23 protein-coding genes and 1 tRNA gene are annotated in these 21,585 nt (G+C 39.5%); 16 read left to right on the forward strand and 8 right to left on the reverse strand.

The features are described from left to right. The first annotated feature begins 112 nt into the window (after window positions 1–112). From RS893_RS07805 to RS893_RS07825, 5 genes are all read left to right on the forward strand, one after another. Window positions 113–343, forward strand: a complete 231-nt coding sequence (locus tag RS893_RS07805; RefSeq protein ID WP_315790634.1) for a hypothetical protein — start codon at window positions 113–115, stop codon at window positions 341–343. Between the two features lie 109 nt (window positions 344–452). After that, window positions 453–3,560 carry a phosphoenolpyruvate carboxylase gene (locus RS893_RS07810; RefSeq protein ID WP_315790635.1) on the forward strand — a complete coding sequence of 1,036 codons (3,108 nt, stop codon included), beginning with the start codon at window positions 453–455 and terminating at the stop codon, window positions 3,558–3,560. A 147-nt stretch (window positions 3,561–3,707) separates the two neighbouring features. Further along, window positions 3,708–4,214, forward strand: a complete 507-nt coding sequence (locus RS893_RS07815; RefSeq protein WP_315785251.1) for a helix-turn-helix domain-containing protein — start codon at window positions 3,708–3,710, stop codon at window positions 4,212–4,214. Next, window positions 4,205–4,780 (forward strand): IS630 family transposase, encoded by a 576-nt coding sequence (locus RS893_RS07820; RefSeq protein ID WP_315785248.1) that lies wholly within the window; start codon window positions 4,205–4,207, stop codon window positions 4,778–4,780. The genes RS893_RS07815 and RS893_RS07820 overlap by 10 nt, the downstream gene beginning before the upstream one ends. 192 nt (window positions 4,781–4,972) lie before the next feature. Further along, a complete protein-coding gene (locus tag RS893_RS07825; protein WP_315790636.1) occupies window positions 4,973–5,224 on the forward strand; it encodes a hypothetical protein in 252 nt (83 codons plus the stop codon). Between the two features lie 67 nt (window positions 5,225–5,291). Here the strand turns inward: RS893_RS07825 and RS893_RS07830 are convergent, their stop codons facing one another. Continuing rightward, window positions 5,292–5,672: a hypothetical protein gene (locus RS893_RS07830; protein ID WP_315791908.1), complete on the reverse strand. Its 381-nt coding sequence runs from the start codon at window positions 5,670–5,672 to the stop codon at window positions 5,292–5,294. Between the two features lie 318 nt (window positions 5,673–5,990). Here RS893_RS07830 and RS893_RS07835 point away from each other — a divergent pair, with 318 nt between their 5' ends. The 7 genes from RS893_RS07835 (at window position 5,991) to RS893_RS07865 (ending at window position 12,586) form a co-directional block, all read left to right on the forward strand. After that, on the forward strand, window positions 5,991–6,296 hold the full coding sequence (locus tag RS893_RS07835; protein WP_315790637.1) for a small RNA NsiR4-regulated ssr1528 family protein: 306 nt from the start codon (window positions 5,991–5,993) through the stop codon (window positions 6,294–6,296). A 72-nt stretch (window positions 6,297–6,368) separates the two neighbouring features. Further along, window positions 6,369–6,441, forward strand: a tRNA-Arg gene (locus RS893_RS07840). A gap of 220 nt (window positions 6,442–6,661) precedes the next feature. After that, on the forward strand, window positions 6,662–7,522 hold the full coding sequence (locus RS893_RS07845) for a nuclease (protein ID WP_315790638.1): 861 nt from the start codon (window positions 6,662–6,664) through the stop codon (window positions 7,520–7,522). A gap of 192 nt (window positions 7,523–7,714) precedes the next feature. Then, a complete protein-coding gene (locus tag RS893_RS07850; RefSeq protein ID WP_315790640.1) occupies window positions 7,715–8,368 on the forward strand; it encodes a chorismate lyase in 654 nt (217 codons plus the stop codon). A gap of 43 nt (window positions 8,369–8,411) precedes the next feature. Continuing rightward, the gene (locus RS893_RS07855; RefSeq protein WP_315790641.1) at window positions 8,412–9,107 is read left to right on the forward strand and encodes a class I SAM-dependent methyltransferase; all 696 of its coding nucleotides are present in this window, start codon (window positions 8,412–8,414) and stop codon (window positions 9,105–9,107) included. Window positions 9,108–9,817: 710 nt separating this feature from the next. Next, window positions 9,818–11,524 (forward strand): DUF3352 domain-containing protein, encoded by a 1,707-nt coding sequence (locus RS893_RS07860; protein ID WP_315790642.1) that lies wholly within the window; start codon window positions 9,818–9,820, stop codon window positions 11,522–11,524. A gap of 153 nt (window positions 11,525–11,677) precedes the next feature. Next, window positions 11,678–12,586 carry an alpha/beta hydrolase gene (locus tag RS893_RS07865; protein WP_315790643.1) on the forward strand — a complete coding sequence of 303 codons (909 nt, stop codon included), beginning with the start codon at window positions 11,678–11,680 and terminating at the stop codon, window positions 12,584–12,586. Window positions 12,587–12,772: 186 nt separating this feature from the next. On the opposite strand, the gene RS893_RS07870 is transcribed toward RS893_RS07865, so the two are convergent. The 3 genes from RS893_RS07870 to RS893_RS07880 form a co-directional block, all read right to left on the reverse strand. Then, complete coding sequence (locus RS893_RS07870; RefSeq protein WP_315790644.1) at window positions 12,773–13,684, reverse strand: branched-chain amino acid transaminase; 912 nt, start codon at window positions 13,682–13,684, stop codon at window positions 12,773–12,775. A gap of 80 nt (window positions 13,685–13,764) precedes the next feature. Then, the gene (locus RS893_RS07875) at window positions 13,765–14,397 is read right to left on the reverse strand and encodes a hypothetical protein (protein ID WP_315790645.1); all 633 of its coding nucleotides are present in this window, start codon (window positions 14,395–14,397) and stop codon (window positions 13,765–13,767) included. A 5-nt stretch (window positions 14,398–14,402) separates the two neighbouring features. Continuing rightward, window positions 14,403–15,035 (reverse strand): ParA family protein, encoded by a 633-nt coding sequence (locus RS893_RS07880; RefSeq protein WP_315790646.1) that lies wholly within the window; start codon window positions 15,033–15,035, stop codon window positions 14,403–14,405. A gap of 231 nt (window positions 15,036–15,266) precedes the next feature. Between RS893_RS07880 and RS893_RS07885 the strand changes: the two genes are divergently transcribed. Both RS893_RS07885 and RS893_RS07890 read left to right on the forward strand, forming a co-directional pair. Then, the gene (locus RS893_RS07885) at window positions 15,267–16,616 is read left to right on the forward strand and encodes a cytochrome P450 (protein WP_315790647.1); all 1,350 of its coding nucleotides are present in this window, start codon (window positions 15,267–15,269) and stop codon (window positions 16,614–16,616) included. A 213-nt stretch (window positions 16,617–16,829) separates the two neighbouring features. Beyond that, window positions 16,830–18,293 (forward strand): YcjF family protein, encoded by a 1,464-nt coding sequence (locus RS893_RS07890; protein WP_315790648.1) that lies wholly within the window; start codon window positions 16,830–16,832, stop codon window positions 18,291–18,293. 25 nt (window positions 18,294–18,318) lie between these two features. Here the strand turns inward: RS893_RS07890 and RS893_RS07895 are convergent, their stop codons facing one another. The 4 genes from RS893_RS07895 to RS893_RS07910 form a co-directional block, all read right to left on the reverse strand. Beyond that, on the reverse strand, window positions 18,319–18,567 hold the full coding sequence (locus tag RS893_RS07895; protein WP_315790649.1) for a hypothetical protein: 249 nt from the start codon (window positions 18,565–18,567) through the stop codon (window positions 18,319–18,321). A 164-nt stretch (window positions 18,568–18,731) separates the two neighbouring features. Continuing rightward, a complete protein-coding gene (locus RS893_RS07900; RefSeq protein WP_315790650.1) occupies window positions 18,732–18,944 on the reverse strand; it encodes a hypothetical protein in 213 nt (70 codons plus the stop codon). A 137-nt stretch (window positions 18,945–19,081) separates the two neighbouring features. Then, a complete protein-coding gene (locus tag RS893_RS07905; protein WP_315791909.1) occupies window positions 19,082–19,306 on the reverse strand; it encodes a DUF1016 N-terminal domain-containing protein in 225 nt (74 codons plus the stop codon). A 3-nt stretch (window positions 19,307–19,309) separates the two neighbouring features. Beyond that, window positions 19,310–19,444 (reverse strand): hypothetical protein, encoded by a 135-nt coding sequence (locus RS893_RS07910; protein WP_315790651.1) that lies wholly within the window; start codon window positions 19,442–19,444, stop codon window positions 19,310–19,312. A gap of 63 nt (window positions 19,445–19,507) precedes the next feature. Between RS893_RS07910 and RS893_RS07915 the strand changes: the two genes are divergently transcribed. Together RS893_RS07915 and deoC are read left to right on the forward strand one after the other, a co-directional pair. Further along, complete coding sequence (locus RS893_RS07915) at window positions 19,508–20,629, forward strand: DNA cytosine methyltransferase (RefSeq protein ID WP_315791910.1); 1,122 nt, start codon at window positions 19,508–19,510, stop codon at window positions 20,627–20,629. 166 nt (window positions 20,630–20,795) lie between these two features. Then, on the forward strand, window positions 20,796–21,485 hold the full coding sequence (gene deoC / locus RS893_RS07920; protein ID WP_315790652.1) for a deoxyribose-phosphate aldolase: 690 nt from the start codon (window positions 20,796–20,798) through the stop codon (window positions 21,483–21,485). Window positions 21,486–21,585 lie beyond the last annotated feature (100 nt).

A 21,585-nucleotide genomic window follows, 5' to 3' on the forward strand; every position in this document is an offset into this window, starting at 1 on the left:
TAACTTGTTAATTTACACTCATCAGCCAAAATAGTTATTTAAGCTCACCAAATCTGAGCTTTGTTTAATTTTGCTGTCTTTGATGATTTCCTCCAGTTCACGAGAATTACTTATGCAAGCTGCTAATTCCAAATCTTCAGCCAACTCAGGATTTCATTTGGGTTTATTCACCATTCCCCAGTCTTTCCTTTTGCAAATGGGTACAGCATCAGTGATGATCTTGCTGTTAGCAGAGAAAGCCACTGGAGAAACATTACAAGCTCTTGGGGAAGCCAGTGAAGAATTATTTCGTGGCGATCGCCTTCCCATCCTTGACTTTCCAGAACAGAATCCAGAAAATTAGCGTCAAATATTATACTGTTTTTTATCAAAATTATTGTGGCAAATTCCATGACGGTCAAGAGCAAAACCTGAAATCATAAAAAGTAATAGGCTTTACTAGAACACAAAATATGAGTTCTCTTTTATACTTTTTCACTCAGGAAGTGAATATCTACCCCGCCTCAGATTTATTTTTGCGCCATCGACTACAAATAGTAGAAGAATTGTGGGAGTCCGTGCTGCGGCAGGAATGCGGTCAAAAAATGGTCGATCTTTTGCAGCAGTTACGTGATTTATGCTCACCAGAAGGACAAGCAACTCTTGACCAGGCTTCTTCTGTATTTAAATTAATAGAGCAGTTAAATATTAACGAAGCTATCCGAGCGGCTCGGGCTTTTGCATTGTACTTCCAGTTGATCAACATCATAGAGCAGGACTACGAACAACGGCAGCAAATGACTCGCTATGAGGCGTCGGGTGAAGCAGGAACTCAGGAAATACCCAACCCAATTTCCTCAACAAATTCTGAAGCTTCCGAGAATCCTCTTAACAGTGGACTGGGAGCAGAATTACTCAGTAAGAGTTGGCAAGCCAATCCCTATCACAAACGCCAAGACACTTTCGCAGCCCTATTTCCCCAGTTATACCAGCTAAACGTACCACCCCAGCATATTCAACGTCTTATTGCCCAATTGGATGTGCAATTAGTATTCACTGCTCATCCTACAGAAATTGTTCGTCATACCATTCGCGATAAACAGCGACGAGTGGTACAACTGCTGCAACAACTTGATATTGTAGAAAAACGTGTAGGTAATCCTGATTATGCCTGGGAAGTAGCAGAACTACGAGAACAATTAATTCAAGAAATTCGCCTCTGGTGGCGTACCGATGAATTGCATCAGTTCAAACCTTCTGTACTTGATGAAGTAGATTATGCTCTGCACTACTTCCAAGAAGTTTTATTTGATGCTATTCCCCAACTTTATAAACGCTTCAAATATGCTTTAGCTAATACTTTTCCCTGGTTAGAACCACCAAGTAAAAACTTTTGTAAGTTTGGTTCTTGGGTAGGTGCAGACAGGGATGGAAACCCATCAGTCACCCCAGATATCACCTGGCAGACTGCTTGTTATCAGCGCAAAATAGTTTTAGAAAGATATATTCAGTCAGTGAAGCGGCTAATTAATTTGTTGAGTGTGTCGCTGCACTGGAGTGATGTCTTACCAGATTTACTAGAATCATTAGAAATAGACCAGTCCCAGTTAAGTGAGGTTTACGACGAATTAGCTTTACGTTATCGTCAAGAACCCTATCGGCTCAAAATGTCCTATGTACTGAGGCGACTGGAAAATACACGCGATCGCAATTTAGCTTTGTACAATCGAGAAACACCAAAAACTGAAGTTCCTATTTATTGTTCTGGGGAAGAATTTTTAGCTGAACTACGGTTGATTGAACGTAACCTAGTAGAAACAGGGTTAAATTGCCAGGAACTGGAAAATCTGATCTGCCAAGTCGAAATTTTTGGTTTTAACCTGACTTGTTTAGACATCCGACAAGAATCAACCCGTCACTCGGATGCTTTAAATGAGATTTTGGAATACTTTGGAATTTTAAAGTGTTCTTACAATGAACTATCAGAAGCAGAAAAAGTTGCTTGGTTAGTAGGAGAATTGCAAACTCGCCGTCCGTTAATTCCTGCTGAACTACCTTTTTCACCAAAAACTAATGATATTATCGAAACTCTGCGGGTAGCGCGATCGCTACAACGAGAATTTGGTAATAATGTTTGCAAAACTTACATTATTAGTATGTGTCGCCAAGTCAGCGACGTACTAGAAGTCTTACTTTTTGCTAAAGAAGCAGGACTTTACGACCCTGGTACAGCAGTAGGTACGATCCAAGTAGTTCCCCTATTTGAAACAGTAGAAGACTTGCAACGCTCTAAGAGTGTCATGCAACAGCTGTTTGAACTGCCTTTATATCGCGCCTTGTTAGCTGGAGGCTACACTGCAATTCAAAGGGAAAGGGAAGAGGAGATTGGGGATAGGGAGAATGTCTCCCCACCTCCAACTCCCTCCAACTCCCCATCTCCCCATCTCCCCACCTCTTTTTCTCATGCTCTGACTCCCAACCTCCAAGAAGTCATGCTGGGGTATTCTGACAGTAACAAGGACTCTGGCTTTTTAAGCAGCAACTGGGAGATTCACAAAGCCCAAAAAATTTTACAGCGAATAGCTGAAGAACATGGCGTAACTTTGCGGATTTTCCACGGGCGTGGCGGTTCTGTTGGACGTGGTGGTGGCCCTGCTTACGAGGCAATTTTGGCACAACCTGGTCACAGTATTAATGGACGCATCAAAATTACTGAACAAGGGGAAGTCTTAGCCTCTAAATATTCCTTGCGTGATTTAGCGCTGTACCATTTAGAAACAATGACTACTGCTGTCATTCAAGCCAGCTTACTGAAAACAGGGTTTGATGATATTGAACCTTGGAATGAAATCATGGAAGAATTAGCAGTGCGATCGCGTACTCATTATCGTTCGCTGATCTACGAACAACCAGACTTTATCGATTTCTTCCACCAAGTTACTCCAATAGAAGAAATTAGCCTCTTACAAATTAGTTCTCGTCCAGCCCGTCGTCCTTCTGGTCAAAAAGATTTAAGCAGTTTGCGGGCAATTCCTTGGGTATTTAGCTGGACACAAACACGGTTCTTACTCCCTTCTTGGTACGGTGTGGGCACAGCTTTGCAAGAGTTTTTAAATGAAGAACCAGAGGAAAATTTGCAACTACTGCGCTATTTCTATATGAAATGGCCCTTTTTCAAGATGGTTATTTCCAAAGCAGAAATGACTTTGGCAAAAGTAGACTTGCAAATGGCGCAGCGTTATGTTGAAGAGTTATCTGACCCAGAAGATAAACCTCGTTTTGAGAAACTATTTGCACAAATAGCCAGCGAATACTATCTCACACGAGAATTAGTACTCAAAATCACTGAACACCAACGGCTTCTAGATGGCGATCCTGTCTTGCAGCGATCAGTACAGTTACGCAATGGTACAATTGTACCCTTGGGCTTCATTCAGGTTTCCCTCCTGAAGCGCCTACGCCAGTCTAAGAATATAGCCACATCTGGAGTGATTCACTCACGATATAGTAAAGGCGAACTGCTGCGCGGCGCACTGTTAACAATTAATGGCATTGCTGCTGGTATGAGAAATACAGGTTGATGTGTTAGTGGTTAGTGGTTGATAGTTGGTGGTTAATAACCAACTACTAATTGCTGCGTAGGCCCAAAGCTTTGCTAACTAATACCAATTTGAAAAAAGAATGCGACAGATGGTAAAAATAGACAGAAGTAGCATTCAGGGTATGTGATGGTAGGGGTAACACAGATCGAGATAGTTGATAGTGTCGAGGAACTAGAGAAGTTGCTCAGACATCAAAAACAGTCTCGGAGCAAAGAACGTATACAAGCCCTATATCTGATTAAAGGGCAAGAAATGAGTGTAAGTGAGATTGCTAAAATCTTGGGAAAACATCGAGCTACAGTACATCGATGGTTGGCAGATTATCGAGAAGGAGGAATTGAGGCGGTTGTTGAATTTGGAACGAGTTCAGGTCGAAAAAGAGCAATACCAGATTGGGCTGTATCGAGTTTGAAAAAACAACTCGAACAACCAGAAGGTGGGTTTCAACGGTACACACAAATACAACATTGGTTAGAAAAAACCTTGGGTGTGCAAGCTGAGTACGCAACTGTACATCATCTGGCACGTTACAGGCTCAAAGCCAAGCTGAAAGTCCCACGTCCGCGTAACCGAAAACAGGACGAAGAAAAACTAGAGTCTTTTAAAAAAAACTCGGTGATGACTTGCAATTAATTGCTCAATACAGTGCCATTATCTTGCCCCAGTACGAAAATATTCGTTATTTTGTACAAGATGAGAGTCGATTTGGACTCAAAACCATTGAAGGACGTAAAATTACTCTTCCCGGAGTTAAGCCTATTGGTGATTGGCAGTGGCAATTTAAAGCGTTCTGGCTATATGGAGCAGTTGAACCACTTACTGGGGAAAGTTTATTTTGGCAGTTTTCTCATGTTGATACCGAATGCTACCAACAATTTTTGAACGAGTTCGCTGCCTGTTATCCCAAATCACTTAACATTCTCCAAGTTGATAACGGCTTATTTCATAAAGCTAAACGTTTACAAATTCCAGAGAATATTGTTCTTTTGTTCCAGCCTGCTCATTCTCCTGAACTGAATCCCATAGAGCGCGTTTGGGAATATCTCAAGCAAGACTTGAAATGGGAGCTATTTGATCACCTGGAGCATCTGCAAACCAAGGTTGCTCAACTCCTAGCTCTCCTCACTCCTCAAATTGCTGCTTCTTTGACTGGTTATGACTTCATCCTCAATGCCTTATCTGTCGCAAACATTTTTTGAATTGGTATAAGTACAGCTTTGCGTAAAATTGTAGCGATCATTAAACGCAAAGGAACGCGAAGTGAACGCACCAGGTAGCAGAGTCTTTTGATGAATATTTATCGAACTTACGTTAATTTACTGTATGGGCGCAAAGCTTATATACCTCTACCAACTACCAACTACTAATAAACTACTACTAAAAAATAAAGAATGGCTAAAAACCGAATTCTAGTTTGCACCTTTTTTGCTTTACTATCTGGCTTTGTAAGTGGTTACATTGGTGGACAAATCAGCTTAAGTATTCATAGCCAAAGATGTCAAAATCAAGCCTGGGGTTTCAAGCAGGCGTGTCATGCGTGGGTAGCACCAGGGGCAATCTGGCAAGGTAGCACAACAGGATTATGGACTGGCACAATTTTAGGGGCGTTTTTTGGTGGTTTGGTGACGCGTCCCCAGAGGTGAAAAGATGGGGAAGTGTGAGGGGGATGGGGAGTATGGGGAGTATGAGGGGTGTGAGTAGTACTAACTACTAACTACTATGTCTGCTGCTTTTTGCCTTCTGTAAATCAGTCCAAGCGTTGATGCTGGTGTCAAAGCAGCGCCACTTTCCCCCTTTGTCTTCTTGGTAGCAAAACAAGCTACGATCGCTAGCATTAAAGTCATCTGTTAAATAATATACCATGCCTCGAAAAGGATAGGTTTTCCGACTCAACCGCTTGGCTACGGCTTGATTAGGACATTCCACCATAAACACAGGTTGTCCATCGAAGTGAGTCAAGGAGAAAATACACATCCGCAAAATAGCTCTTAGCCAGCTTTCTGAGTTTTCAAAATAATCATCAATAATTTTGTTGGTCAGAGCTTTTTCCAGGGTACGGTCTTTGCTTTGAGGAGTATGAGGGTCAGACATTGCACCACCTATGACCAAAACAATTGTGATTCCGGAATTCGGAATTTGCAAATAATTTCAGCAATTCCGAATAATCAATTTTAAATTAAATTGACTATACCGTTGGTTAGAGATTAAACCAAAAAGTTTATATATACAAGCGTATACGAAAATATACGGCATTTCTTTAGATATATTCATTTAGTAGTTGTTTATTCTGCTGCGTCAAATCAGCTTGAGAAAAGGCTTTGCCAGAAATCAAGAGTATGGGAAAAGTATTTACTACTGAGTGCCCTTATACTTGGTAAAATTCCAATGTAAGCATGAAGTGATATTGCCATGACTACCGAAACCAACGAAATCCAGTCAACCACAAAGGGTGCTGATGCTGTTGATGAAGCGATCGCCCAGAGAATTGATTTTGACGGTACTCCCATTCCAAGTGCCAAGCTGGAACTTTATCATCAAGTTATGGCACTAGAGGCAAATAGACAGCGTAGTGGTGTTAGTAATACTATGCGATCGCGTATAGTCCGGATTGGTGCCAAACATATTCCCCAAGATGAACTGAACCAAAAGCTTATCGATGCTGGTTTTGCACCTCTCAAAGAAAAAGAAATTGCCTTTTTCTACGGCGATAAATAAATTTAGCTTGCATTATGCCCACAAGACACATATAATAGACGGACTGGCTTTAACTAAAGCCTTTTTTGACATGGGCGCGTAGCTCAGTGGATAGAGCAATTGCCTTCTAAGCAATCGGTCGCAGGTTCGAGTCCTGCCGCGCTCGTTTTAAAGAAATACGAACCCCTAAGTAATATGTAAAAAAATGGTGTAAAGTTTATGGAGTAGAAAAACTACCTAGAGGTTACTGGGTTAAGAAAATTTACGACAAGATATAAAAAATAATTAAATAATTTCCCAACTAGTCAACTCCAAGTTAGTGTAGCGAAATTAACTATTCAGACATACTTGATAATTCCTACCTAACAGGAGTTGACAATATGCCAATGACCCTAATTAAGGGCAACTATAGAGTTGTAAAAGCTGCTCCTGATGGTGATTCTATCCGGTTTTATCCTAATAACTCCGAAAACTGGAAAAAATTACCTACACGAGTCCACACTAATCATTCTGGCGGCGCACAGCTACGTCTGGACAGTATTGATGCCCTGGAAACACATTATCATACCAGAGTTGGTAGTTTCGGTACGCAACACCAACCGCTAGAATATGCTCATGCTGCGGCTAGTGATTTGTTAAAATTTTTGGGATTTAAAAATATTACCCGTAATTCTAATGAAGTGGTTACTAAAGCAGAACCAGAACAAGTTCCTGGTTTTATCCTCACCCGTTTTGCAGATGCTTACGGCAGAAGTGTAGCTTTTGCCTTTAAAGGAGAATCAGAAGCTGAAGATGGCGGTAATATTTTCTTCGATAAATCTTTAGTGAAAAAAAGTGCGAATTATCATCTGATATCGAAAGGGCTAGTTTACCCAACTTTCTACTCTAAGTTATATCCAGATATCCGCCAACAATTAACTATCGCCACAGAAAAATCTCGCCAAGATCACAAAGGTTTGTGGCAGATAGATCAAACAAATACAGGTTTTGTTTTAGAGACACTAGAAACGATTACTGACAAGGTTGTCATGCTACCTAAGCTGTTTCGTAGATTACTTAGTTATCTGGCTATCAACGATGGCAGTGTTTCTCTAGAAGGGTTTGGAGATTACCTCAAATCTATGGATGACAGATTAATTATTCTTACGGAAGGCCATGTCACAGGATTTGATTTTGTGGTTGAAGTAGATGGTCAAAACCTCAAGTTAAATTATCAGCCCGAAGATTTGGTATTTATCGAAAAATAAGTAGAAGGCTGCTATGCTGAAGGCATAAGCAAACTGATTTTTTTCATACTGAGAATTGTTCCAGTTCATGATTACTTAAATAACCATTAAATAATCACTAACCACTAAATAATCCTTAATTTCCCTGTCTTTGTCTTGGGTAGGGAGATTTTTTATGCTTACATAGAAATAAGTGAAGTTTTGTAAAGAACATTGACTGCTACTTTTACACCGACAAACAACTTAACATTGCCGACGGGGTGGCATCGCCTGACTCCGATCTGGCAAGGTGGGGAGGAAGTGATTCAACAAGGTTTGCCACATGCCCAACTAGCACCGGCTTGGCAATTACTGCTTTTAGGCGACGGCTCCCCAACTAGACACTTACAATTGCTCACAGGTGAACCAACAGAAGTAGATGTTATTGACATGTCATTGGTTGGTATGGATTTAGATGGCGCTCCTGATTTAATTAAGGCTGTACCAGGGCCAAGACTGCGACGGCAGGTATGGCTACGTACTGCCTCAGGGCAAAGGTTAGCATATGCCACTTCATGGTGGGAAGCCTCTCACGTAGATGAATATTTACAAAATCGTTCATTACCCATTTGGGCAAGTTTAGCTCGTCTGCGCACAGAGTTATATCGAGATGTGCAGGGAATTTACTACGGTTACTCAGATGCGCTAGAGTCTGGCTTTGATGAGGAGGGGCCTTTTTGGGGGCGTCATTACTTGTTTTGGCATCACGGACAACCTTTAACCCTAATTTATGAAGTTTTCTCGCCTTACTTAACAAAATACTTAGGGCCAATGCAGCTATTGCAACAAGGTGGAGAACGGGAGGTAGAAGGCGAAGTTAATAGTTGAGAACCGCAAGCAACAAGTAAAAATCAAGAGGTCTTCAATTTCAATGAACCCTGACATTCTGAGAGAGCAAGTCGAGTACTACCGTCAACGTGCTTCAGAATACGACGAGTGGTTCTTTCGTCAAGGACGCTATGATCGCGGTGAAGAGCATCGCCAGCAGTGGTTTTTTGAAGTTACTGAAGTAGAAACAGCCCTTCGGAGTGCTGCACCATCAGGTGATATTCTAGAACTAGCTTGTGGCACTGAATTATGGACGCAACACTTGCTACCCTTTGCCACTCACCTGGCTGCGGTGGATGCTTCTCCAGAAGCGATCGCGTTGAATCAGCAACGTCTTGGTTGTGCATCTGTAGAGTACATTGTTGCCGACTTGTTTGAATGGTGTTCTCTTCAACAGTTTGATTTTATATTCTTCGGGTTTTGGCTATCACATGTGCCGATGGAGAAATTTGTGGCTTTTTGGCAGATGGTTAAGCAGGCGCTAAAGCCTGATGGTCGTGTCTTTTTTGTAGATAGCTTGCTGAATCAGGAATCAACAGCACTAAATCACGCAGCTTTACATCAACAAGGATATTCACAGAGAAAGTTGAATGATGGGCGAACCTACCGTGTCGTGAAGATATTTCATGAACCAACTAAATTAGAGATGTCTTTGCAAAATTTGGGTTGGTCTGGTAGCATTTACCGCACTGCAAACTACTTTCTTTACGGTTTGGTTTATCCAGCGATCGCAGTTTAGTCAAATTGTCACACTGTATAAAAAATCAAATATTCTTTGACTCTCAGTATCACACTGATCTGCAAGAGTAACTATTTTTTATGCAACTGCGTTTGTAACTATCTGATTATTTTTAAATACAATAATCAAAAACAGTATATTTTATTAAGTAAAAAGTTTTGATATTTAAGCAATTACGGTTGCGGTAGTTATTGACCAGCATGTCAATTTTGCTACTCATTTATAGAATGATTAATTCAATTTAAAATCAATAAAATTAAAAAATTCATAAATTATTCTTTAGAGACAAGATCCCCGACTTATTAAAAAGTAAGGCTGATACTCTATGACTCCTTGGCATTTTGGCGTCTACCCTTTGGTAAGCCGCTGAGTCGCAAAGCAACACGCTATGCGACGCGTCTAAGGCGATTGATAAATTAGCTTTTTGGCGATTTTTGTGTAAATACTGAAGAAGCTGAGGTCTAGATATTGCGATTCTCACAAATTAGATAAGATTGCTATACAATGCACAAACTGAACTTTCTGCAAAATAATAGTTTGTGCAATAATGGCAATTTTGGAAAAAAATGGTAACTTATTACCGAAGTATATTTCAGACTCTAAAGCCAAAAAATAAATGCAATTCACCTATTTAATGCTGAGGAAACCTTTTGGTTTACTTTGCCAACAAAGCAAGTAAAGAGTTCCCTAATAATGAGGTATTTATTTCAATGGCGCTGCCTGTTGTGTCTGTTAAGATGAAAAAAAAGAAACCATCTCTGGTACTAACACTCTCGTCTGCTGGAATATTAATTGCTGGTGGTATGACGGCATACTGGCTGTTGACCCAAGGGCAATTATTGTCTCGAGATTTACCAGTAGGTGCAAATATAATTCCTCAAGATGCACTGTTTGCAGTTTCTCTGAGTACAGATCGCGCTCAATGGCAGAAATTACGAAAGTTTGGTACAAAAGAAACTCAAATAGAACTGGATAAAAATTTAGTGCAATTGCGCGATCGCTTCCTCACTAATAACGGTTACGATTTTCAAAAAGATATTAGCCCTTGGGTTGGCGAACAAGTAACAATAGCAATTCTATCCCCAGAAGCAATTAAACCTACATCTAAACCTGTAGCAACCGATGATAATACTGTCAATCAAAGGTCTACAGTAGTAGTACTACCAATTAAAAATCCTGAGCAAGCGAAAAAAGTTTTAGCACAGCCTAAAAATCCAAAAGCAGGTAAATGGATTGATCGTACCTACGAAGGAATCGCCATCAAAGAAACTAACTCAGGATCAGGAGAAAATTTATCGGCAGCAGTCATTGATCAGCATTTCTTAGTAATTACCGATAATCCTAAAACTACAGAACGTGCGATTCAAGCATATAAAAATAAAACATCCCTAGCAACAACTGCGGGTTTTACGGATAATTTTCCTAAAATTGCTACTTCTCAAGCTTTTGCTCAATTCTATGTAAATATACCTGCCTCTGCTAAAATTGCTGCTGAATCTGGTAATCGTCATTTGCCTACTCAAGTTCTAACACAATTACAAAATAACCAAGGTTTAGCTGGAAGCATTTCCTTAGAGTCACAAGGAATACGTATTAAAGGTATTTCCTGGCTTAATCCCAATAGTCAACGCACACTCAGGGTAGAAAACAAAGCCGGAAAGATGCCAAACCTTGTCCCACCAGAAACTTTGATGATGCTTTCTGGTGGTAACTTAAAGCAATTGTGGTCAGACTACGTTTCTACATCCCAGGGAAATCCACTCTCACCGATTCCACCAGAACAGCTAAAAGCAAGTATAAAATCTCTAACTAATCTTGATTTCGAGCAAGATTTATTGAGTTGGATGGGCAATGAATTTTCCGTCTCAGTCATTCCCAGTAGTCCTCAGGACACTTTATCAGATAATTTCCGTGCCTCTTTAGTATTCATGGTACAGGCAAGCGATCGCGCCCGGGCAGAAACATCTCTCAAAAAACTTGATGAAGTGATGAAAACTCAATACCAATTCCAGATTCAACAGACCTCAGTAGCAGGTAAACCCATTGTCAATTGGTTTGGACCTTTGGGAACTTTAACCGCTACCCACGGTTGGTTAGACGGAGATGTAGCTTTCTTTGCACTTGGCGCTCCTATTAGCGGTAAGATAATTCCCAAACTCAACAATACCCTAGCAAATACTCCACTATTTCAACAAACAGTCCCTTCAGAACCCAATCCTACCAATGGTCAGTTTTTCTTAGATGTAGAACGCACAACTAAAAACTTTCCTCTACCGACTTTACTACCCAATCAACAAACATTCTTAACTGCCACACGTTCAATCGGCATCACATCTGCTGTTAATGATAGTCGTAGTAATCGCTATGACATTTTTCTGACACTCAAAAAAGTTGGAGATGAGGAGATAGGGAGATAGGGAGGTAACCACATGGTCATGAACTATTTTTCTTACGATATGTTTAAAAATTGTAATGAAAACTAAGACTAGCAACTAGGAATTTAAGCAGATTCTGTGCCGATTCCCATTCCTGAGTTCCCGATCCCTTATAATTTTGAATTGGAGGTGGAGATGATTCAGTCTGAGACCCAATCAGGGATTGAAATTGCTGCAATGAGGCAACTTACAGAATCTACCTCCGTGACCCTGGCTCAAAGTATAAAACAAATTGCGATCGCTACTCCCTTAAGTTCTCAACCAATTCTTACAACTTATGTGCACAAGGGTAATACTGGGACGCCGTTACTATTAATTCATGGCTTCGACAGTTCCGTGCTGGAATATCGACGTTTGCTGCCATTATTGGCAGAAAATCATCAAACTTTGGCTGTAGATTTGTTAGGTTTTGGATTTACAAATCGCCCGACAGGAATAAAATTTGGTACAGCAGAAATTAAAACCCATTTTTATCATTTCTGGAAAACCCTGATTGATCAACCGATAATTTTGGTAGGTGCATCAATGGGGGGTGCGACGGCGATTGATTTTACACTTACCTATCCAGAAATAGTTAAAAAATTAGTATTAATTGATAGTGCTGGTTTGATAGCTAGTTCGCCATTAGCAAAATATATGTTTCCGCCGTTTGATTATTTAGCGGCTCAATTTTTGCGACATCCTAGAGTACGTCAAAGTATTAGTCGTGCTGCATATAAGAATAAAAGCTTAGCGACAATAGATGCCCAGTTGTGTGCAGCTTTGCATTTAGAATGTCCTAATTGGCAACAAGCTTTAATTGCTTTTACAAAAAGTGGTGGTTACACAGCCTTTAGATTTAAAAAATTGGGAGAAATTCAGCAACCAACACTAATTTTATGGGGTGATTCTGATCGGATTTTAGGTACTAAAGATGCGAAGAGATTTAACAGGGCGATTCCAAATAGTCAGTTAATTTGGATTCAAGATTGTGGACATATCCCTCATCTAGAGCAACCGCAAGTTACGGCACAGTATATTTTAGAATTTAGTAAAAAAGATTGATGTTTAAAATGAGGAATACTAATTTGAGCTAGCATCTAGCCCTGGCGATTTTTAATCGTGGCTATACATAAAAAAGTAAATAGTAATCAATTAACAATAACTCATAACTGATTACTATAAAAGTATCTTTATTCTATTAGCCAGGACGTTTCGTCACGGGCGATATTGTCAAACCTAGTTGAATGATTATATAGAAATTGGATATACCCAATCACGATAATTAAGGTCTCTATTTTCTGTAATTGCTGTTAATTTTTCTCTCAGTTTTTCAGCAATGGGTCGATGTTCTGGTAAGTAATAATTTTCAATTCGATTGACTGGTACAACTTTAGCTGCTGTACCGCATAGAAATACTTCATCAGCAATCAAAAGCTCAGATTTATCTATAGGACGTTCCACTACTGGAATACCAAAGTCTTGAGCTATTTTGATCACACTATCTCGTGTAATTCCCTCTAGAATATCCTGTTCAAATCCAGGGGTAATTATTTTTCCATTTCTCACAATAAAAATGTTCATACCAGAGGCTTCACTCACTTTCCCCTGGGAATTCATTAAAATTGCTTCATCAAATCCAGATTCAACAGCTTCTGTTTTAGCGAGAGAAGAAGTAATATAGGCGGCGCTAATTTTTCCGCGTAATGGAAAGCTAATATCCTCTTGTCTGCACCACGAACTAATTCGACAACTGACTCCTTCTGGAGATAAATAATCTCCTAGTTCTAATCCATAAATGGCAAAACTTTTATCTATATTATGCAATCTAGGAGCAATACCTAAATCAGAAGTGAAGACAAAGGGGCGGATATAGAAAGAAGTAGTAGGTTGATTTTTTTTTACAAATTCGATTATGGCTGTTTTGATTTCTTCGGCTGATATATCGTAGTGTAAGAACTTCCCACTTTGACTTAATCTTTGGCAGTGACGGTCTAATCTAAATAATAAAACTTGTGTAGGATCTTGGGGATCGGGAATACCTCGCATTCCACCAAAAGCGAGAGTTCCATAATGTAAAGCGTGAGTAGCAATGGAAATTGTTGCTTCTTTAAAAGGTACGATTTTATCTTGAAAATAAGCAAAAGGTAAGAAATTGTACATGAGAGATCTGTCAAAATATCTATTGAACTATGGATTTTAGATTTGAGATCTATAATTTAGCTATCTCAAATCTTAATTTTTTAATCAAGCAACCACATTTGATTAGAATTATCTGCGGGTTCGATGGGTGTTTGAGGTGGTAGTTTTTCTGGTGTAGGTGTGCGGTATGATTTTCTGTAAGTTAATGCTTTGGGAATTGCTTTTTCCTTTTTAGAATTATTCAACTTATTAATCTCTTCTGTAAGCTGTGAATTTGCCTGTGCAAGTTGTACAGCAGCTTGCTTGGCTTCGTCAAGTTCTGTTGCCAAGCGTTCTACTAATTTATCTTTTTCAGATAAGGCTGATTGTAACTCACTAATTCGGGATTGGAGATTTTTTTGATTTTGCTGTGTTTCTGTAACAGAAGCCTGCAACTGCTTTATTAGTGTATTTTTTTCAGACAAAGATGACTGTAAATCACTAAGTTGCTCTCGGAGGTTTGCTTCGTTTTGACGTGTCTCTTCTAAAGATGTTTGCAGCTGATTGATAGTAGTTTCTAAATCAGCTTTAGTTGGATTTGTACGTTTATTTTTAGCAGCTGATTCTTCTGTAGTTGAGGTAGTTTCTTCTGTTACTTCCTCGGCAGCAACATCAATTATAGATTCTACTTCTGGTGATGATATTTTGTGTGCTTCTTCTTGTAATACGTCGGCAACGCGTTTTCTAGTAGCCATGATTTCTATTTTCTCCAGTCACGTTGTAATTCTTCAGCTACGCGGCGGTAGTCTGATTCTGCTTCTTTGGCATTGTTGCCTCGCCATTGAGTAATCGCCACACCCTCTAGTGCTGCTCGTTCGTGAGCTTTGTAAGTACGGATAAAAGCATTACAAACTGGAATACCCAATTGTTTAAGTGTATTTTGTGCTTCTAATGCTTCCCCTAAACTACGTGTATCTACTTTAGTTAAAAGCACTCGATGGGCAATTTCCAAAGGAGTGACTGCTTGACTTACTGTATCAATTAGAACAGCTAAGTCCATCGGTGCTGGCGGTGTGGGCAAAACTAAATAGTCTGCGATCGCTACTACCGCTTTCAAGCTTGTAGAGTGTAACGCTGGAGGCGTATCGACTACCACTAAATCGTATCCTTCTATCTTACGCAAACCACCTAAATATTTGGGATCTGTCAGTTGAGATAGATCAAATCCCATGCTGTTTTGACTACGCCTATACCACCAACTAGCAGAACCTTGTACATCTGCATCTACCAGAAGAACTTTTTGTGCTTCTGCAAAAGTCGCAGCTAGGTTAACTGCGGTAGTTGTTTTCCCAACTCCCCCTTTACCGTTGAGGATAGCAATAATTCTAGGCACAGATTAATTTACATGCTCTCTTCACCTGAATATACCTCGTTGTGTGACACCCAGAGTAGACCTATTTGAAAATAGAAATCGGGGATCAGGGATTGGGGATTAGGAAGAGAAGTTGTCACAATAAATTAGAAGTGCTGGATAAAAATTAGAAAAAAGTAACTATGACTAACAATTCTTTGATAGTACAAGCCCCTAGAAAATCTGTGTAATCAATCTAAAATCCAAAATTGTATGACAGTAACTCAAAATTTCCCCGTTAGCCCCAACATACCCCAATTACAGCGACGAATAAAACTGCTTTTTCAGCCTATCAAATACGTCGAAGATTTTGCCGAAGTTTATGGAGATAGCTTTACGGTTGGTCGCCAAGACGGTAATCCCCTTGTCTACTTTAGTCAACCCGAAGCATTAGAGCAAATTTTCACTGCTAACCCTAGCCATTTTGAAGTAGGCAGAGGCAACCGAGTTTTAAGATTTATGTTTGGCGATTATTCTGTACTTTTACAAGATGGTGATCGCCACCAGCGCCAGCGTCAACTCTTAGCGCCTCCTTTTCATGGAGATAGAATGCGCGCCTATGGTGAAACTATCCGTGAAATTGCCCAGCAAGCAAGTAGTAAATGGCAAGTGGGTAGACCATTTGATATCCGCGCTTCTATGCAAGAAATTACTTTGCGGGTAATTTTACGGGTGGTATTTGGTTTAGAAGAAGGACAGCGTTTAGAAGAACTCCAGCGATTAATTTCTGCTTTTTTAGAATTCGTTAGTTCTCCATTAATGTCAGCTGGTTTCTTTTTCCCTTTTCTCCAAAAAGATTACGGCTCATGGAGTCCTTGGGCAAGAATGCGAAGGCAGAAACAACGAATTGATGAAATTATTTATGCTTTAATTCGGCAACGTCGTGCAGAATCTGAGCAAAATCGTCAAGATATCCTCAGTTTATTAATGTCTGCGCGTGATGTAGACTCAAAAGCGTTGTCAGATGAAGAGTTACACGACGAATTAATGACATTATTAATAGCAGGCCATGAAACTACAGCTTCGGCTTTGACTTGGGCTTTTTACTGGCTTGACTATTTACCAGAAGTATGCTCAAAATTGCTGGAAGAATTAGATAGCTTGGGAGATCATCCAGAACCCAATGCGATCGCCAAATTACCCTATCTCACAGCAGTCTGTCAAGAAACTCTGCGTATTTATCCAATTGTTATGACTGCTTTCTTTCGGGTTGTTAAATCTCCAATTGAAATTATCGGTTATAAGTTACCAGTGGGTACGGTAGTAGTTCCTAGTATTTACATGGCACATCATCGTGAAGAAGTCTACCCACAGCCCAAGCAATTCAAACCAGAACGCTTTTTAGAACGGCAATTTTCCCCTTATGAATTTTTACCCTTCGGTGGTGGAAATCGTCGCTGTGTGGGTATGGCGTTTGCCATGTATGAAATGAAATTAGTATTAGCAACTATTGTGTCTGAGTATCAAGTTTCTTTAGTTAATAAACGTCCAGTGCGCCCAGTGCGTCGTGGTTTAACTGTAGCCACACCTGCGGGAATGCGGATGATTGCGAAGTTTCGTTAAGTTCAGGGATTGGAGGAGTGGGAATTGGGAAGTGTGAGGAGTGTGGGAAGTGTGGGAAGTGTGGGAAGAATAAATATTAACTTTTGATCAATGATCAATGACTAATGACAAATGACAAATAATAAATGACAATTGACCATTGACTATTGACCAACTAACTACTAACTTTTGATCTATTCTGGAGTAGAAATAATCCAAAAAGCGCGGTGAATCATGGTTGTGAAGTTGCAGCGACCAATATTAGTAGGAGGACTAGGACTATCGTTCTCCCTATGGATTTTACAAAGTTGGCACGATTCGATTATCCAACTAGGAGAATATAGTGTCCTAAGTTTGTTATTGGTTGGTGGTGGTTTGTTGTTGTTAAAGCAAAATCGCACTAAACAAGATTCCCATGTACTTGATAGTTTACCTGTGGATCGAGAAACTGTAGAAAGTGCGATCGCGAAAACTGAAGCTGTAATAAATCATCTGGCAGGTGAAGCTGAAAATCATCATGCCCTAGCAGCATTAAGAGAAAAAATTCCTCAGTTGTACTCTGAGTTAGACAGGGAAGAAATTAACTTAGCTGTAACTGGTGGTAAGTCGGTGGGTAAAACCAGCTTAATACAAGTACTAAAATCTCACTGGTGTTCACAACTACAAAAAACAGTCTGCTTACAAGAAACAACGCCTTTATTTGCAGAAGCTGGTGAAAGATCAGATACAGCTGCATTAACACAAGCGAAAGCGACTGATTTTATTCTGTTCCTAACAAACGGTGATTTAACAGATACAGAATTTCAAACTATCCAGCAACTACAAGCAGAAAAACACCGCCTGATACTAGTTTTCAATAAACAGGATCAGTATTTAGCAGATGAACGCGCTAGCATATTGCTGTCTTTAAAACAGCGAATGCAGTCTCACGTTGTAGCAACTTCAGCCTCTCCCTTGCTTGTGAAAGTCCGCAAGCACAACGATGATGGTTCTGTGCAAGAGTGGATGGAACAACCAGCGCCAGAAATTCAGCAATTGACACAGCAGCTGGGTGAAACTTTAGCACAGCAAGGGCAACAATTGGTATGGGCAACTACGATGAGAAAAGCACTGTTGCTCAAAGCTGAAGCGAAAAATTACTTAAATGGGGTAAGATGCGATCGCGCTCACCCAGTAATTGAACAATATCAGTGGATAGCTGCGGCGGCTGCTTTTGCTAACCCAGTTCCCGCCTTAGATATTTTGGCGACTGCGGCAATAAATGCTCAAATGGTCGTAGATTTGGGTAATATCTATCAGCAGAAATTCTCCCTCGAACAGGCGAAAACTGTAGCCGGGGAGATGGGTAGCTTGATGTTAAAGCTAGGCTTAGTTGAACTTTCTAGTAAAGTTATTGGTACTGTTCTCAAGAGTCACGCTATCACCTACGTTGCTGGTGGCGCAGTGCAGGGTGTAAGTGCAGCTTATTTGACACGGTTGGCTGGACTTAGCTTAGTAGAATATTTCCAACAGCAAGAAGTAGCAGTAAATTCTGCCACTGGGTTTAATGTTGAGAAACTGGGACAAACTTTGCAAAAAGTATTTCAACAGAACCAGCAAGTGGCATTTTTGCAGGGGTTTGTAAAGCAAGGCGTGAAGCGTTTGTTACCAGAAGTTGCTGAGGGTGAACTTGTTGGTGCTGAGAAAGCGGTGGGATAATTTCACCAGAAGTTAACAGCTTACATTAGAAACTATCCATATCAACGTCACAGTAAGCGGCTACCAATTTAGGAGTAGTCGCTGCTTGTTTATCAATCAGTTCCATTAGAGCATTGTTGCAACGTTCTGCAATCTCTAGATATTTATTGGCATACCATTTGAGTGATGTCACAACAGAAGGATCACTGATGTCAATACCGAGTTTGACTAATTCTTCGGTTTCTTTAACAGTAAGGTTGAAAATTGCTTCTAAATTAATTAATGAAGGGTTCAAGCATATTATATATTCTGAGTTTCAATCCCTAATAGTGATTCGTTGATTTTCCACAAAACCCAAGCTGTAAACTTTGTATCTATTCTAGTGTTTCAATTCCTAATAGAGATTTTGGAGTTTTCTAACTTTAGTTATTTCGGATATTTTGTTATTACACTTGAGTTTCAATGTTCAATCTTCTGCGAAATACTCTTGACTGATAACCAAAATAACTTACGTTGATTATCACTGCTATAGACTGGAATATCTTCATCAGCTCCAAACTCGGTGATCACAGATTTCCTTGCATTGATGCCACGATTCCTTAATCCCCTATGAACTATTTCAATAGCTTGTTTTCCTTCAGCTAAAAAATTTTTCCATTCGGATGATGACATACTTTAGTTTAGCGTTTCTATGTCAATCTCTACATTTTCTAACTCTTTTTCCAACTGTTCAATTGTTGGCAATTTTCCTTCGAGAGAGTCTGGTAAATTATTCCTTAAATGATACACCGAAACACTAATTGGTTTATTTATATCCCGCAAAGAAATTGTGCAACAACCTGTTGCACAATTTGCTCATCTGGGTAAGCTTTAGCAAATGCTCGCATATACTTAAGATTGCGAGGTGAGAACCCTTTCATTTCTGGGAAAGCCTGCTGCAAGTCTGTTGCAAGGCGGTTGATTACCTTTGCTCCCCAACCTTGCTGTTGCTGTCGCTGAAGAATGTCTCGTCCTATTTGCCAGTAAAGTAATATTAATTATTTATTAACTGCTAATGCTGCTCTCAGTTGAGCTAGAGAAATTCTTGTTTTTAGTTCTCCTAGAAAGTTTTCAGAACCAAGGATATCTGAAGAAGGAGTTTTTAAAGTGTCTGATTTATCTTTTTGAGACATATAGTAGCAAAAAATAGCGATAATATTATTTACTTTATAATAAATTTAAATACTGATTACCAAATGAGCGATCGCCCTTCTGTTTTCTCTTTTTTTGCTGGATCTGGTTTTCTTGATTTAGGTTTTGAAACTAGCGGATTTAATATAGTTTATGTTAATGAAATTTCTCCTGCATTTATGGAGGCATACTGCTATGCACGAATTTCTCTAAATCTACCATTAGCAGAATATGGTTATCATTGTGGAGAAGAAGCAGACGTAACAAAGTTAATTACAGATTTACAATCTGCACGCTTGTCAGAATTAGTAAAAGATTGTCGTCAATCTACTAATATTATTGGTTTTATTGGCGGCCCTCCCTGTCCTGATTTTTCGATTGGTGGTAAAAATAGGGGAAATTTAGGAGGTCATGGTAAGCTCTCAGCATCTTATGTAGAATTAGTTTGTCAACAGCAACCAGATTTCTTTTTATTCGAAAACGTTAAGGGTTTATTGAAGACTAATAAACATCGTTTATTTTATGAATCACTCAAGCGAAAATTACAACAAAACGGATATATATTAACAGAGCGTTTGATTAATGCTGTTGAGTACGGTGTACCCCAAGATAGAGATAGAATAATTTTGATTGGTTTCCATCACAAGCTTATTATTGATATGGAAATCTCTATCTCCAAAATTACTTTTCCTTGGAAGAAATATACTCTATATACTAAAGAAGAAGTTTTTACCTATCCTTGGATTAAATCTGAACCATTCCGAGAAAATTCCATATCATCTTGCCCTAATAATATCCCCAAAGAATTAACAGTAGAATATTGGTTTCAAAAAAATAATGTTTTTTATCATCCCAATGCCAATCATTATTTTCAGCCAAGAGCAGGAATCAAAAAAATTGCTACAATTGATGAAGGAGATAATTCCAAAAAATCTTATAAACGTCTACACAGATGGCGTTATTCTCCTACTGCTTGCTATGGCAATAATGAAGTACATTTACATCCTTATAAAGTACGGCGAATTTCTGTAGCTGAAGCTTTAGCAATACAATCTTTACCTGCTAGTTTTATACTTCCAGAAAATATGTCATTAACTAACATGTTTAAAACTATTGGAAATGGTGTGCCTTACTTAGCATCGAAAGCCTTAGCTCAAACTATTCTAGAATTTTTTGCAACCACATAAGACAAGTATAATTGTCAACAGTAGAGATAGGATTAGCTGTATCTGTTGTATATTTACTGCAATGCTGCACTAGTTTTCCGACAAAGTACTAAGAATTGTGGATTTATTTATTAAAATAGTTTTAAAGTTTTATAAATTTTTATAATCAATCACTGGTAAACAAGCGATGGCAGCAGAATATCCAGATAACGATATTGATATTGCGCCATATATAGACCACACTCTGCTGATACCAACAGCTACTCCGGATCTGATTGAGCAATGGTGTGAAGAAGCTCAAAGGTTTCACTTTGCAGGGGTTTGTGTCAATCCCAGCTATGTACGCCTTACTGCTGAATTACTGCACAATCAGATGCCGAAAATCTGTACGGTAATAGGCTTTCCTACTGGGGCGACGACTTCAGCAGTGAAATTGTACGAAGCTCAAGAGGCAGTGGAAAATGGTGCTAATGAATTGGACGTAGTCATCAATTTAGGTTGGTTGAAAGCTGGTAAAACTGATGAGGTACATCGAGAAATTGCTGAAATATGCGAAGAAACTGGGCAAATAGTCAAAGTAATAATAGAAACCAACCTACTGACGGATGCCGAGAAAAGGCTTGCTACGGAAATATGTATGGATGCAGGGGCAGCTTTCATTAAAACCTGTACAGGTTGGAATGGAGGTGCAACAGTAGCCGATGTGCGACTTCTTAAGGAGGTTGCACGGGAAAGAGTTGGAATTAAAGCTTCGGGGGGAATTCGCACTATTGATCAAGCCCTAGATTTAATTCTGGCAGGCGCTACTAGATTAGGAACATCTTATAGTGTCGATTTACTAAGACAGCGCGATACGCTGGAAAAGAGTAGTCATTAGTCATTAGTCATTGGTCATTGGTCATTGGTTATTAGTCAATGGTCATTGATTAATAATTACTAGTTGTTACAAATGACATATGACAATTGACAATTGACAA

Origin of the sequence: Fischerella sp. JS2, assembly GCF_032393985.1 — a bacterium.
Classification (GTDB): Bacteria; Cyanobacteriota; Cyanobacteriia; order Cyanobacteriales; family Nostocaceae; genus Fischerella.

Excerpts from the sequence above, each read along its gene's own strand:
- RS893_RS07885 (WP_315790647.1), top strand. The coding sequence starts at position 15,267 with ATGACAGTAACTCAAAATTTCCCCGTTAGCCCCAACATACCCCAATTA.
- RS893_RS07900 (WP_315790650.1), bottom strand. The coding sequence starts at position 18,944 with ATGTCATCATCCGAATGGAAAAATTTTTTAGCTGAAGGAAAACAAGCT.
- RS893_RS07815 (WP_315785251.1), top strand. The coding sequence starts at position 3,708 with ATGGTAGGGGTAACACAGATCGAGATAGTTGATAGTGTCGAGGAACTA.
- RS893_RS07870 (WP_315790644.1), bottom strand. The coding sequence starts at position 13,684 with ATGTACAATTTCTTACCTTTTGCTTATTTTCAAGATAAAATCGTACCT.
- RS893_RS07855 (WP_315790641.1), top strand. The coding sequence starts at position 8,412 with ATGAACCCTGACATTCTGAGAGAGCAAGTCGAGTACTACCGTCAACGT.
- RS893_RS07805 (WP_315790634.1), top strand. The coding sequence starts at position 113 with ATGCAAGCTGCTAATTCCAAATCTTCAGCCAACTCAGGATTTCATTTG.
- deoC (WP_315790652.1), top strand. The coding sequence starts at position 20,796 with ATGGCAGCAGAATATCCAGATAACGATATTGATATTGCGCCATATATA.
- RS893_RS07810 (WP_315790635.1), top strand. The coding sequence starts at position 453 with ATGAGTTCTCTTTTATACTTTTTCACTCAGGAAGTGAATATCTACCCC.
- RS893_RS07830 (WP_315791908.1), bottom strand. The coding sequence starts at position 5,672 with ATGTCTGACCCTCATACTCCTCAAAGCAAAGACCGTACCCTGGAAAAA.
- RS893_RS07835 (WP_315790637.1), top strand. The coding sequence starts at position 5,991 with ATGACTACCGAAACCAACGAAATCCAGTCAACCACAAAGGGTGCTGAT.
- RS893_RS07910 (WP_315790651.1), bottom strand. The coding sequence starts at position 19,444 with ATGTCTCAAAAAGATAAATCAGACACTTTAAAAACTCCTTCTTCAGAT.
- RS893_RS07865 (WP_315790643.1), top strand. The coding sequence starts at position 11,678 with ATGATTCAGTCTGAGACCCAATCAGGGATTGAAATTGCTGCAATGAGG.
- RS893_RS07875 (WP_315790645.1), bottom strand. The coding sequence starts at position 14,397 with ATGGCTACTAGAAAACGCGTTGCCGACGTATTACAAGAAGAAGCACAC.
- RS893_RS07845 (WP_315790638.1), top strand. The coding sequence starts at position 6,662 with ATGACCCTAATTAAGGGCAACTATAGAGTTGTAAAAGCTGCTCCTGAT.
- RS893_RS07890 (WP_315790648.1), top strand. The coding sequence starts at position 16,830 with ATGGTTGTGAAGTTGCAGCGACCAATATTAGTAGGAGGACTAGGACTA.
- RS893_RS07860 (WP_315790642.1), top strand. The coding sequence starts at position 9,818 with ATGGCGCTGCCTGTTGTGTCTGTTAAGATGAAAAAAAAGAAACCATCT.
- RS893_RS07915 (WP_315791910.1), top strand. The coding sequence starts at position 19,508 with ATGAGCGATCGCCCTTCTGTTTTCTCTTTTTTTGCTGGATCTGGTTTT.
- RS893_RS07825 (WP_315790636.1), top strand. The coding sequence starts at position 4,973 with ATGGCTAAAAACCGAATTCTAGTTTGCACCTTTTTTGCTTTACTATCT.